The sequence below is a fragment of the Streptomyces sp. NPDC007917 genome, from assembly GCF_042959105.1.
Classification (GTDB): domain Bacteria; phylum Actinomycetota; class Actinomycetes; order Streptomycetales; family Streptomycetaceae; genus Streptomyces.
Map to the genome: position 1 here is coordinate 1 of NZ_JBIBKK010000012.1, position 12,505 is coordinate 12,505.

The following is a 12,505-nucleotide window of genomic DNA, read 5'->3' on the forward strand; positions in this document are numbered from 1 at the left end:
GGGTCGAGGTCGGTGACCTGCAGCAACCGGACCTCCGAGCTGGAGGCACCGTGGAGCAGGGCGAGCATGCCCACCAGGGCTTCGTGCGGGTGGACCTGTTCGTCAGTGGTCCAGCGGCGGAAGAGCTCACGCTGCTGGTCGAGGGTGAGGGTTCTGCCGCGGAAGCCGTTCGGCTCCTTCGCGGTCAGGGTGAGGGTCGGGTCGACCAGGACGATGTGCTGGGAGCGGGCGAAGCGGAAGAACTGCCGCAGTACGGTCAGCCGCCGCTTGCGAGCTCGGGGCAGGGTGGCCAGGAAGGCTTCGACGTCGTGCACCTCGGACAGGGCCCAGTCGTTCTTGCCTCGATGATCCACAAGAAAGAGGGCCAGGTCACGCAGGGTGGCCAGGGCCGTTTCCAGAGTGTGGTTGCTGCGGGGTCGGGTGCCAGCCCGGCGGGCCCGCTCCTGGGCCCGCATGCGGGAGGCGTCGAAGGCGGCGACGGCGGGACGGAGAGGTTCAGGGACGGCATCGATGCGGCGTTTGCGCCGCCCGGCGGCGAGCCGTTCGGCCTGGTCGGTGGGCACGGCCAGGCCGTTGAGGGTGAAGAAGTCCTCCAGCGCGCGGGCGAAGGACCCCATCGAGCGTCCCAGGCGGCGGGAGCGTGACACCCGCGTTACCTGAGCCCCAACCCGTGACAGTCCCGGCCGCGGGCCAGACCGAGTCGCCATGGCCACCTGGAGGCAGGCCACAGCCAACGCTCGATCCAGCGACAACTCGGGATGACCTGGCGGACCGTCAAACAGTTCGCCGATGCCTCGAAGCCGGAGGACCTCTTCACCGGCCAATGGCAGAATCGGCCCTCCGTCCTCGACGACTACAGGCCTTACCTGGACGACCGCTGGAACGAGGGCTGCACCAACGCCTGGAAACTCTGGGAGGAGATCCTGCCCCTCGGCTACAAAGGCAGCTACCAGCGCGTCCGCGCCTACCTGCACGACAAGCGCACCTCGCCACGGCCGGTGACCGCACGGCCGCTCTCGCCCCGAACGGTCGCCGGATGGATCCTTCGCCGCCCGGACACCCTCACCGAGTCCGAGCAGATCCAACTCAAGTCCGTCCGGACTCACTGCGCCGAACTCGACGCTCTGACCCGCCACGTCCGGTCCTTCGCGACCATGCTCACCGAGCGCCAAGGCGAACGACTTCCGGACTGGCTCGACGCCGTCCGGCAGGACGACCTTCCCAGCCTCCACACCCTCGCCGCCGGCATCGACCGAGACCGCGATGCCGTCATCGCCGGCCTCACCCTGCCCTGGAACTCCGGAGTCGTCGAAGGCCACGTCAACCGGATCAAGATGCTCAAGCGCCAGATGTTCGGCCGCGCAGGCTTCAATCTTCTTCGCAAACGGGTCCTGCTCGCCCCGTAATCGTGTTGTCAGTGCCTGATGCGAGGATCCGGGCGACCATACGCAAGGAGATCAGCATGGGCACCTGGGATACCGGCCCCTTCGACAACGACACAGCCGCAGACTTCGCCAACGCACTCGACGAAGCCGGGCCCAAGGCACGAGAAGCCCTGATCCGAGGCGTCCTCGTCCGAACGATCGACGCAACCGGCTATCTCACGGAAGCGGAAGAGGCAGTGGCCGCCGCCGCCTTGATCGCGGCGCAATGCCCGGAAAGCGACCCCGTCGTCACGCCCTACGGCCCCGAAACACCTATGCCCCTGTTCCCCTCCGACCTGCGCGCACTCGCCGACGAAGCCCTCGCCCGCATCGTCAGCGACGAGGATGGGCCAGCCTCAAACTGGGTCGACCCGGAGAACTGGAAGCAGTGGCGAGCCATACTCACGCGCCTTCGCGCAGTGCTTGCCCCGCCACCCCCTTCCATCGCTCTCTTCGATGTCCAGCCGTAACGGAGCGTCACTCAGCACGGAACTTGAGTCAGAACCCGAGAAATGACGTCGCTGCATGGTGCCGGCCCGCCGCCCGGGTGTCCACTGTCGCTCAGCGGACGACTCTTGACACCAAAGCGGGTCGCCGCGGGTCAGCAAGGCGGCGGCGACCGACTTCACTGGCAGCCGAGTGGAGGCAGCACGTTCCGCTTCACATCCGCTGTCCCAGCCAGCGCAGCGAGGCAAGGCCCAGGGCGGTCATCATGGCCACGAGGTGGCGATCGGCTGCCGGTCCAGCCGCGGCGGCCACTTGCAGCAGGAATCCCGCCTGCAGTGCCAGCACTTCATTGACGCGGACGGGATCGAGGTCACGGATCAGGGGGTGGCGCTCTGCGATCGGCTGTGGCTCTACACCGCTGAGCCACGCGCTCGACAGCAGTGTGACCGTGTCACAGTGCCGGGGTCCGATCCAGGCATGCGGCCAGTCGACGACGAAGACACGGTCCGCGGTGAGCATGATGTTGAACGGATATAGATCTCCGTGCAGGAGGGTGCTGCCGACGAGGGAGGCGTTCTGTTCCAGGGCGACGAGGTCGTCTAAATGGCGGGCCGCCCACGGTGACAACTCCCCTACCTTGGCCCTGACGGCGGCATCCGCAGCCACCTCCAGCCATCCCCCGAGGCGCGGCTTGCTCAAGATTGCCTTGTCCACGGGCGATGGGGTCAGGGCCTCGGTCATGTCGGTGACCGCCGCGAGCACCCTGTCGAGTTCGTCCGGCTGCCACGGCTGGGCGGGCAGACGTCCAGGGATGTCCTCGAAGGCCAGCACCACCCAGGTGCCGTCGTCGTACGCATCGAGCAACCGCGGTGCTGGCGCTTCCGCGGGGAGTCGCTGTGAGACCGCGGTCTCCCGGCGGTGGAAGTCCGCCACTGCCGGCGCCACCAGCGAGCTCGCTGCCTTGATGAACGCATGCTTGCCGTTCGCCAAGTTCACTCGCGCGGCCAGCCCTTCGGAAAAGCCGCCTGGCTGGCTGGACGCGCCAGCAACTGGGCTGCCGAGCATTTGCTCGATCCGGGCCGTCACCTCCCGGGGCAGCGCTGCCCAGGCCATCCTTCGGCTACCTGTGGCCTCGGGCATGACCAAGCCCCGCGCGAGGTGACGTTCGTCGCGGTCGCCTGTCATCGTGGTCTTCCCCCGTCTTCAGCGGATAACGATCATTTTGTGTGAGAACGCTGCCCGGCCTCAACGTCCCACGCGATCTGAGGCAGCCCTGGCCGACGGCGCTTTCCCCCTCCTCGACGTGACCACCCGACGGGCGACGCAGTGATGTCCAGAACATGTCGCCGCGCCCGGCCGCTGTCCTCGCACGGCCATCCTCGACAGGGAAGTTGGTCGCAGCACGTCGGACGACCGCCGTCGACTGACTTCCCCGTCCAAGGACATCGGAGAGCGGCGGGCCGTCGGACAGAAACCTGGAGTGGTCAGCACCATCCCCGCGGGCGCGGGGAGCAGGACCCGGCGTCGTACATCGCATCGGCCATGGTGGGACCATCCCCGCGGGCGCGGGGAGCAGGACGGTGGAGGCGGCGCCGGCCCGGTAGATGAGGGACCATCTGCCCCTGCCAGAAACCTCATCCGCCCTGGTAGGGGCCGGTGCATCGGGTTTCCCGAAATCTGGCCGCGGTCGTCTGAGCCGACGCTCTCGCGCAGCTGCCGTCAGCACGTCATGATGATCGATCGTGCTGCTGCGACTGGCTTACCTGGGCGTGTCGAACGCGTTCGCGATGCTTCGCCTGCTGCCGATGACCGACCGAAACAAGGACGCTGAGATCCTCGCCCTGCGCCACCAGATCACCGTGCTGGAACGCCAACTCGGCAACGAAAAGATCCGGTTCACGCCGAGCGATCGGGCCTTCCTGGCGGCGCTGCTGCACCGGTTGCCGCTGCACGTCCTGCGAAGATTACGGCTGCTCGTACGCCCCGACACGGTGCTGCGCTGGCACCGCAGCCTCGTCGCGCGCCGCCATGCCGCCGCCTGCCGGTCCAAGCGCCCGGGACGGCCGCGCACGGTGCGCTCGATCCGCGTCCTGGTGCTGCGGCTGGCGAAGGAGAACCCGAGCTGGGGGTACAGGCGTCTGCACGGCGAGCTGCTCGTGCTGGGTGTGAAGGTGGGCGCGTCCACCGTCTGTGAAATCGTGAAGGAGGCTGGCATCGACCCAGCACCCGAGCGGACCTCCAGTACCTGGGCCACCTTCCTTCGCGCTCAGGCTGATGCCCTGCTGGCCTGTGACTTCATGGAGACAGTCACCCTGTCAGGCATGCGGATGTATGTGCTCGTAGTAATCGAACACAGCAGTCGCCGGATCCGCATCCTGGGCGCCACCGCGCATCCGACCGCCTCCTGGGTAGCGCAAGCAGCGAAGAACCTCGTCATGGACCTCGAAGACCTCGGCTGCCGGGCACGGTTCATGATCCGGGACCGGGACGGGAAGTTCCCCGCCCTCTTCGATGCCATCCTCAAGGACGCAGGAATCGACGTCGTCCTCAGCGGCATCCAGACGCCCAGGATGAACTCGATCATGGAAAGGTGGATACAGACCTGTCGCCGCGAGCTCCTGGACCGGACGTTGATCTGGAACCAGCGACATCTCCTCGCCACCCTGCGCGAGTTCGAGCAGTTCTACAACGGACACCGACCACACCAAGGCATCGCGAACGCCAGACCGCTACACCCCTTGCCCCCACCCATCGACGACCCGGACACGTTAGCCCGCCTCCCCATACGTCGACACGATCGCCTCGGCGGCATCCTCCACGAATACCGACATGCAGCGTGACCTGCACGGATGAGATTTCCGGCAAGGGCACTGTTCACCGGACCGCGCGGGGGCCGGATCACGACCGCTGTCCTGCGGGATGCTACCCACTGGGATGAAGTCGTGGTCCGGCTCGGGTACGAGCATCTGCGACGCCACGGCCTTCGGCACACCGGACTCACCTGGATGGCGGACGCCGGGGTCCCCCTCCATGTGCTCCGGAAGATCGCCGGACTCGGCTCGCTCACCACGACTCAGCGCTACCTGCACCCCAACCGCCGCTCCATCGACCTGGCCGGGGCCGCGCTCAGCGAGCATCTTGCGGCCGGCCGGACCGCGACTGGTCCCAAACTGGTCCCAGAAGATCGCCCGAAACGGCATCTGCGGCTGGTGAAGTGACCGGCCTCGTAACGTGCGAAAGCCCGCTGAGCTGGGGATTCACTCCCCACCAGCGGGCTTTGTGCACCGTCGGGACGACAGGATTTGAACCTGCGACCCCTTGACCCCCAGTAGCAGTCTGCTTGGGATCCGTACACCGCCGCACAGAGAAACAGAACGCCACTCTCAGCGGCTGTCCCAGCGAATTCTTAGCCGCCATAAACGGGCCACCGAGCACACTCCGGTCGGACAGGATTTCAACTCTCCTCAGTCCTCACCTGATTTCCACTTACGATAATCGTGCAACGCTCCCCAAACTCCCCGACTCCCACCACTTCGCCATCCAGGGTGTGATTGAATGTAAATTCCAGGAATTCAGGTGCATAGTATCTGTTTTTTATCGGCGCCGCCATCTCGTCAGCCAGAGCAGCCCCAGGCTTAAGGAATTGGTCAATTATATAAGACATCCACTCCGCCGCAAACGGAAATTTACTGCGCCGACTCCATTCCAGTGAAGCACCCGATTCGTCGGGGGTCCATTGGCAATATAGACCAGGCTGCCCGGCAGGGGGCTCATTAACGTCCAGGATATCGCCGTCCGGCACAACAAGACGTCCAGTTTCAACGGTGGAGTAAGGACCAGAGGTGCGCGCCATCCTGCGAGTATTCGAGAACCTTTGCAGATAGAGGACTTCACTCTCATTCAGCAGCGGATCAATCGACACAGATCCAATGAAGTTCGTAAACTCGCTCATGCTATTTCCTATTTCAATGACAGGGGAGTCATCAACAGCAGTCGAGCCAATTCAACCGCTGTTGACGCCTTCCGCAAGATCGGAAATCACTGCCACACCTGCTGAACAGTGTTGGCCCTCCACGCCCTCTCTGCCCTACTGAAGGCCTTGGCATTCCGTCGCAGGGGAGCCAGGGGCTACAGGGGTCTTACGGAGTCGCAGCACCGCCAGTCAAAATGGTGAGAGCGATGCCTGCAGCCGTTGCAGTCCCATAGGCAATGCCTTTTTTGATGTTTTTCACCGCACTTGGGCTGGGACTCCAGTCCCAGACTCTGGCCGGGACGGTTCTGGGATAGGGTTTCAACGACGGATCCTTGGGGCCAGAACTCCTGCGGGTCCACCAGCTTATTGCCCCGTCGTGCTTACCCTTACCCACGAGGTCGGCCCGCTTCTTGTTTGTTGAAACAGTCACCAGGACGCGGTCCTTTTGCACCACATCGGGGGTCACAAGTTGAGGGATGTCGAAACCTGCCTTAACTTGCAAATGTTGCCCTCCCGGACCGTTTTGGAGAATTCTCTCCATTTTAACATAGTGCGCTACCTCGGCCGCAGCCACCTTCTCATCCTTACCGCGTCGCCCGGACTTCACTTCCCATATGTACAGAACACCGGCCTCCAGCATCACAATGTCGGCCGAGCCATCGGTTGCACCATTCTTCCCTGCACCTAAAATCTCGTACTCAGCCTGCACCGTAGCCCCGGGGTGAGTCAGACGTAAATACTCAATAGCGACACGCTGAGCTTCATTGTGTCGCTTGTTGGCTTCAGAACTATTTATAAGTTCACCTGTACTGCTCGACTGAGCAGTACCCGCGCCTGAACTGCGGCCGGTGCCGTTACTGCTGCCTCGAGGGTAGCGGTCCTCCGGTGGTGCGTCTTTGCCTGCATCGCCGCCGTTGGTCGGCATGCAGCGTCCGTTGCCAGGGTCCATGCACAGGCCGGTGGGGTCGGACGCGGTGGCCGGGTTCTGGTTGGCGTAGCTGTAGCCGTTGAGGGATTGGGCTTGCCCGGGGCTCAGGAGTGGGTCGGTGCTGAGGAATTGACCGAGGATCGGATCGTATTCGCGGGCGCCGATGTGGGTGAGGCCGGTGGTGGTGTCGGCGGGTTTGCCGAGGAAGGATTTGTCGTCGGGCCAGGCTTGTGGTTTTTGGCCGCGTGGGGCGCCGAAGGGGGTGGTATAGCGCTTGGTGATGGCGTAGGTGGTGGCGTCCAGGGCGATGCTGGAGGTGCCGTGGTGGTCAGCGGCCAGGAAGGACAGTTTGGTGCCGGTGGTCGCCGTGCTGGCGGTGCGGACGGCGATGGTCTGGCCGTTGGCCGTGTAGTAGCGGGTGCCGGACAGGGTCTTGGTGCCGCCCTTGACGGTGAGGCGTACTTCGGTGGCGCCGAGGTAGAGGACGGTGTCGCCGTCGGTGGTGGTGGCGCGGCGGATGAGGAGTTCGCCGTCGGCGTCGTAGAGGTAGCCGGTGGCGGTGGCGGGTTTGCTGCCGGCGGCGGGTTCGGTGGTGGTGGCGAGTTTGCCTTCGGGGTTCCAGGTCAGGGTCTGGGTCGCCTGGGTGCCGGGGCGGCCGGTGGTGTTACCGGTCTTGTCGTAGGTGTAGGTGCGGGGTGCCCTGCCGTTGGTTTCGGTTTTGGTGAGAGGGTGGGGCTGGCCGGTCTGGGTGCCGTAGGTGTAGGTGGTTTTGGTGTCGCCGGCTGTGGTGTGTTCGGTCTGCTCGTCCCGCTGGCCTGCGGTGTTGTAGTGGTAGCTGGTCCAGTAGGGGGCGGCGCCGGCGAGGTTGGCGGTGGTGCGGCCGGTGGTAGCGCAGTTGGCGGTGGCCGGGGTCCAGGCCTCGGTCATGCGGCGGTAGCCGTCGTATGCGAAGCACTGATAGTCGGCCTTGCCGGTGCCGCCGAGTGTCGTACTGTCGAAGATGGAGGTGACGTTGCCCGCGTCGTCCTGGGTGAACTTCAGCTCCTGCGGCATGTAACCGTGGACGTCGTCGGTGACGTAGGAGCGGGTCAGGCGGCGGGTGCCGGGCTCGTAGTCGTAGTTGAGGTAAGCCTTCTTCGCCGAGCTGGTCCCGGACATGCCCACGGTCAGCTGACGCAGGTCCCCTTGCGGAGAGAAGGTGGCGCCTTGGAGGTATCCGGTGGTGCCCAGGGAAGTGAGCTGCTGGCCGGTGGCGTTGTACGTGTAGGAGACGGTCTCGGCGGCGAGTCCGCCGACGGCCGGTTCACGACTCTGGCTGATGGTGCCGTCGAGGCGGTAGCCGGTGGTGAAGGCCAGGGTCTTGGGTACGCCCGCCTTGACGAGCGGATCCTCGTCGGGCAGCGTGAGCTCGCTGCCCTTGACCTGGTAGAGGCTGTCGTACTCGGTCACTTTCCGCGTGTACGCCTTGCCGGCCAGGCCTCCGTCATAGCGGACGGCGGTGTCCTGCTGCCCCTTGGCCAGAGTGTCGAAGGTCCAGGCGGCGAGCTTGTTGGCATCCGTCTTGGTGCCACTCCACATGCCCGTCTGGCGGCCGAGTTCGTCGTAGTCGTAGACGAGGGTCTGCTTCTCGGCGTTGGTGCTGCTGGTGACCTGGTCGAGGGCGTTGTAGCTGGTGGTGGTCTTGCCCTTGTCCGGGTCGTCTGCCTCGACCTGCCGTCCGGCCAGGTCATAGGAGTAGGACCAGGTGGCCTTGTCCGGACCGGTGATGGTCTTCTGCAGACCGCCGGGGGTGTAGGTGAAGCCGGTGGTGGCGAATTCGGTGCCCGTCGGCTTGGGGCTCGCGTATTCGCGGCGCTCGGTGGTCTGCCCGCGGACATCGGTGACCTCGGCGACGCCCTGGCCGCCGGCGGGGGCGCTGGTGGTGACGGTGTCGCCGGTGTAGGTGGTCTCGGTGGTCCAGCGGGTGACGCCGTAGTTCTTGGTGACCGTCTTGGTGGCCCGCCCGGCGCCGTCGTAGGTTGTGTCGGTCTGGACGGGGGCCTGGCTGCCCTCGGTCTGCACGGGTGTGCCCGAGGGGGACGCGGTCTCGTCCCAGATGTCCACCTGAGAGCTGACCGCAAGTCCCCGGTCGTCATACAGGGTCAGGCCGATCAGCCGGCCGCCGACCGGGGTGGGTGACTGGACCTGGCGGGCACGCAGGAGCGAGTCGTAGATCTCGTAAGTGGTGTTGTAGCCGGAGCCGTCGCCCCTGAGTGCGCTGGTGGAGATCCAGGGCAGCGAGGTGCTGTTGAGGTGGTAGCCGTAGGTGTAGTTCGGTGTGGTCGGCCACAGGACCTTGGTGTGGTTCGGCAGCCAGACTTTGGTGACCCGGCCGAGCGCGTCGTACTCGCTCTCGGTGATCTTGTTATTCGGGTCGGTGACCTTGAGCGTGGCTCCGGTGGCGAAGTCGAGGGTTGTGGTGGTCTTGAAGCTCTTGGCGTCAGCCACTGTGGTCGACGTCAAGGGTCCGGTGCTGGTCGGTGTGTAGGTGCTGGTGGCGGTGGTGTTGTCCAGCGCGTCCTTCACCACGGTGGGCCGACCCAGCGTGTCGTAGGCGGTGGTACTCGTCTGCTGCCACACGGGGGCGTTGTCGGTCCCGTAGCCCTTGGCCCGCCCGGTCCACCGGGCCTCGCCCTTGGTGGGCTTCTGTGATGCGCTCCAAGTGGTGGTGTCGTAGGCGGTGGCGGTGTCGGAGATGACGTCGCCCTGCCGACTGGAGTCCGCGGGCAGGTCGAGGTCCGCGTCCGGGGTGTCGCAGGGCTGTGAGGTGGTGCGGGTGCGGGAGACCAGCGCGTTGATGCCCTTGTCGTCATTTCGCGCGTACCACGTGCGGGTGCAGGTCTCGTCGTTGGACTTGGCGTCGTCGCCGCGGTCCTCGACCGTCTGGGCCATGCCGTAGTCGTCGTACGTGGTGGCGGTGGTCCGCACACGGTCCACGGGGGTTAGGCCGCTGGTGATGCGGGTGCGGGTGTGGGTGGCGGCGGTGCGGACGTAGTAGGCCTCGGTGTCGGCGTACGACTTGTGCTGGGTGGCGGTGCGCTTGGACCACGGGTCGTTGACCGTGCCCGACACCTCGGTGTCCCCGCTGTAGGTGACGGTCTCGCGGGTGAACCCGGCGTACTGGTCCGAGTCGGTGATGGCCTCGCCCTTGATGCCGGTGACCTTGGCCTGTCTGCGCTTGTCCGGGTCGGGCGTCTTGCCGTCCGCCCCCAGGACGCGGTCGCCGTTCATCCCGCGCAGATAGACGGTGACCGTCTTCAGCTGCGTGTTGTCACGGTCCCCTGTGAGGTGGGTGACCTTCTCGAAGCCGCGCCAGATGGACCAGGTGCGTTCCTTGGCCGGGGTCATCGGGTCGTCGTTGTAGTGCCAGGCGGCCCCCCCGTCCTCATAGCTGTAGGTGTTCTGCACGGCCTCCGAGCCGCCGTATGGGTCGGTGGTGGACACGGCGGTGACCGGGTACTTCTGGAACCAGTCCAGGACCGGGTTCTTCTCGCCGTTCGGCGACCAGTACACCGGGTAGCAGAGGCGGGTGTTCTCGTCGGCCTTGGGCATCGTCTGCCCGGCCACGCAGTCGGCCTCCGCATAGCTGACGATGGTCTGGGCCCCAGCCTCGGAGGTGACCGTCTTCAGGCGCGGCTTGTCGAGGGAGAGGATGTCGTCGCTCGCCCCGTCGACGCGGTTGGGCAGGAAGACGTGGGTGAACTTCACCGGGTCCAGGGCCAGATCGCTGCCGTGTTTTCCGGTGTGCTTGATCTCGTCCAGCCAGAGGGACTGGTCAGCGGTGTCGCCAGTGTCGCCCGGGTCGAGGTAGAGCTGCTTCAGTGTCCAGGTGTCGACGGCGGCATAGCCGGGGGTGGAAGCGGCGGCGTTCCACGCGTAGGTGGTGATGCCCGTCATCCTCTTGCGGGTGAAGAAGAAGGGGCTGACCGTACCGGTGCACTTGTCGTCGTCCTTGCACACCGCGTCGAAGGGAATATCCGGCCAGTTGTCGCGGGTGTCCTTGGTGAGCGAGTCGCAGCCGGTGCCGGAGGCCAGGCACCGCTCGGCGTAGTCGAAGACGACCTTGTTGGAGGCGGCGGGGGCTGCGGAGAACAGGGCATCCTTGCGCTGGCCGTAGCGGATCTCCTTCAGGTAGCCGCCGCGGATGTAGCCGGTGCCGGTGTTGTCGTCGCCGAGCTTGTCGTAGTTGTTCTCCTCGGCCTTGTACCAGTAGGTCATGGCGTTGCCGTGGGTGTCCTCGACGAGGTCGAGGTTCCACCGCCAGGCCTGCTTCTTGTCCCGGCCGGAGAAGCTGCTGCCGTCCGCGTAGCCGGGCTCCCCCTCATCGTCTCCGAAGACCGGCACGGTCCACACCGACGCGGTGCGGTCGTCCGCGCCGGCCCCGTCGAGCTTGTTGAGGCCGAAGGTGTAGACCGTGCCGTCGCCGGTGGTGACGGTCCAGTACTCGCCGTTGTCGTCATCGTTCTCGGCGCCGGTGTGGTGCTCGACGGTGGAGGCGTCGTCGTTCTTCAGCCGCCATCGGCCACTGGTGTCGTCCTTGACCAGCTCGGTGGCCTTGCCGTTCAGGACGAGGGAGGCGTTGTCGTACTTCCAACACAGGTCGAACTTGTCGTCCTGCCCGTCGTCGTCGCAGGAGCCGTACTTGCGCTCGATGAAGGACGAGGTGAGGTCGAAACCCTCACCGATGGCGGTTCCTTGGTTGTTCGTGGACGCGGTGCGCCCGTCCACGCTGCCCGAGTCGTAGGAGATCGACAGGTCCGGGGACGGCCCCGCCGCGGCGGGCGGGGTCCGCAACGGGTACGACCAGGTGAAGCTGCCGGACGAGCCGCCGGCCTCCCAGGTCGAGGAGGCCGCGAGCGGAGTGGCCTTGTAGTCGCCGGACCCCGACTTGGTCCCGGCTGCCAGGGCCAACACCACTGACTGCCCTGCGGGTGCGGAGGCGAAGGACAACGTGGTCTCGAGACGCCGGCCGGCCCGGTCATTGGTGAAAGGCACGGTCTCGCGGCTTCGGCAGTGCGCTTCTGCAGGGGCTTCCAGAGCGCAGTCCGCAAGCTTCACCACCTGAAGCCGTCCGGCCCAGTCACCGCCGTAAGCGGAAGCGAACGCCGAGTAGTCAACGCTGAGCCGGGCCCTGCCCCCGTCCGTGGGGCCCGTGGCGGTGAGCACGACGCCCTTGACACCGAGCTCGCCGGCCGCCTTCTGGTCGAGGACCTTGACGGTGACGGTGCGGGCGACGTGTCCCTTCTTCCCGTCCTTCCCGACCGTGGGAGGGGTCAACGTCACAGGGAGGGCGCCTGGTTCTGCCTTGGCGGTTTTCTTGGCGCCGAGTGTGAGTGTTTCCTGGCCCTGCCGGGGCCAGGACACCGACCGTTTCTGATCCGCCTTCGCCCGCCTGGCCGCGGTCAGGTCGGCGGCTTCGGACGCTTTGACCACGCGGGCGTTCTTGTCATTCGCCCTCTTGGTCAGCGGGGAGACTGTTGAGGACCGGGGTGCCTTCAGCTTGGGCTTTCCGAGCGGGTCCGGAGCGTCAGCGAAGGCGACCGGAGACAGCAGCCCCGGCACCAGGGCGAACCCCGCTAAGACGGCGAACCGTCTCTCCCAGGATCGTCTCCTGCGTGCCGTGCCGCCTATCCGGGGCATGCCGGACCCGAACTGGTTCATGGCAAGTCTCCTCGTGTGCGGGCGCCGACGCGC

Annotated in this window: 8 protein-coding genes; 4 read left to right on the forward strand and 4 right to left on the reverse strand. The window is 65.9% G+C overall.

Features of this window, described 5'->3' with window-relative positions:
* Positions 1 to 647, reverse strand: a 647-nt coding sequence (locus tag ACFZDL_RS24265; RefSeq protein ID WP_353592832.1) for a site-specific integrase, incomplete at its 3' end; no start/stop codon positions are given.
* 111 nt (positions 648 to 758) lie between these two features.
* Here ACFZDL_RS24265 and ACFZDL_RS24270 point away from each other — a divergent pair.
* On the forward strand, positions 759 to 1,406 hold the full coding sequence (locus tag ACFZDL_RS24270; protein WP_353592831.1) for a transposase: 648 nt from the start codon (positions 759 to 761) through the stop codon (positions 1,404 to 1,406).
* 56 nt (positions 1,407 to 1,462) lie between these two features.
* The gene (locus tag ACFZDL_RS24275) at positions 1,463 to 1,894 is read left to right on the forward strand and encodes a DUF4259 domain-containing protein (protein WP_353592830.1); all 432 of its coding nucleotides are present in this window, start codon (positions 1,463 to 1,465) and stop codon (positions 1,892 to 1,894) included.
* A gap of 190 nt (positions 1,895 to 2,084) precedes the next feature.
* Here ACFZDL_RS24275 and ACFZDL_RS24280 read toward each other — a convergent pair whose 3' ends face one another.
* Positions 2,085 to 3,056: an aminoglycoside phosphotransferase family protein gene (locus ACFZDL_RS24280; protein WP_353592829.1), complete on the reverse strand. Its 972-nt coding sequence runs from the start codon at positions 3,054 to 3,056 to the stop codon at positions 2,085 to 2,087.
* Positions 3,057 to 3,613: 557 nt separating this feature from the next.
* Between ACFZDL_RS24280 and ACFZDL_RS24285 the strand changes: the two genes are divergently transcribed.
* Both ACFZDL_RS24285 and ACFZDL_RS24290 read left to right on the forward strand, forming a co-directional pair.
* A complete protein-coding gene (locus tag ACFZDL_RS24285) occupies positions 3,614 to 4,711 on the forward strand; it encodes an integrase core domain-containing protein (protein WP_353592828.1) in 1,098 nt (365 codons plus the stop codon).
* Positions 4,712 to 4,720: 9 nt separating this feature from the next.
* Positions 4,721 to 5,089 carry a tyrosine-type recombinase/integrase gene (locus ACFZDL_RS24290; protein ID WP_391192246.1) on the forward strand — a complete coding sequence of 123 codons (369 nt, stop codon included), beginning with the start codon at positions 4,721 to 4,723 and terminating at the stop codon, positions 5,087 to 5,089.
* Positions 5,090 to 5,325: 236 nt separating this feature from the next.
* Here ACFZDL_RS24290 and ACFZDL_RS24295 read toward each other — a convergent pair whose 3' ends face one another.
* Both ACFZDL_RS24295 and ACFZDL_RS24300 read right to left on the reverse strand, forming a co-directional pair.
* Positions 5,326 to 5,823 (reverse strand): hypothetical protein, encoded by a 498-nt coding sequence (locus tag ACFZDL_RS24295; RefSeq protein WP_353592827.1) that lies wholly within the window; start codon positions 5,821 to 5,823, stop codon positions 5,326 to 5,328.
* 187 nt (positions 5,824 to 6,010) lie between these two features.
* On the reverse strand, positions 6,011 to 12,472 hold the full coding sequence (locus tag ACFZDL_RS24300; RefSeq protein WP_353592826.1) for an RHS repeat-associated core domain-containing protein: 6,462 nt from the start codon (positions 12,470 to 12,472) through the stop codon (positions 6,011 to 6,013).
* Positions 12,473 to 12,505 lie beyond the last annotated feature (33 nt).

What these genes read in the sequence shown, in the direction of transcription:
- ACFZDL_RS24270 (WP_353592831.1), top strand. Translation starts at nt 759, where the DNA reads ATGACCTGGCGGACCGTCAAACAGTTCGCCGATGCCTCGAAGCCGGAG.
- ACFZDL_RS24275 (WP_353592830.1), top strand. Translation starts at nt 1,463, where the DNA reads ATGGGCACCTGGGATACCGGCCCCTTCGACAACGACACAGCCGCAGAC.
- ACFZDL_RS24280 (WP_353592829.1), bottom strand. Translation starts at nt 3,056, where the DNA reads ATGACAGGCGACCGCGACGAACGTCACCTCGCGCGGGGCTTGGTCATG.
- ACFZDL_RS24290 (WP_391192246.1), top strand. Translation starts at nt 4,721, where the DNA reads ATGAGATTTCCGGCAAGGGCACTGTTCACCGGACCGCGCGGGGGCCGG.
- ACFZDL_RS24295 (WP_353592827.1), bottom strand. Translation starts at nt 5,823, where the DNA reads ATGAGCGAGTTTACGAACTTCATTGGATCTGTGTCGATTGATCCGCTG.
- ACFZDL_RS24300 (WP_353592826.1), bottom strand. Translation starts at nt 12,472, where the DNA reads ATGAACCAGTTCGGGTCCGGCATGCCCCGGATAGGCGGCACGGCACGC.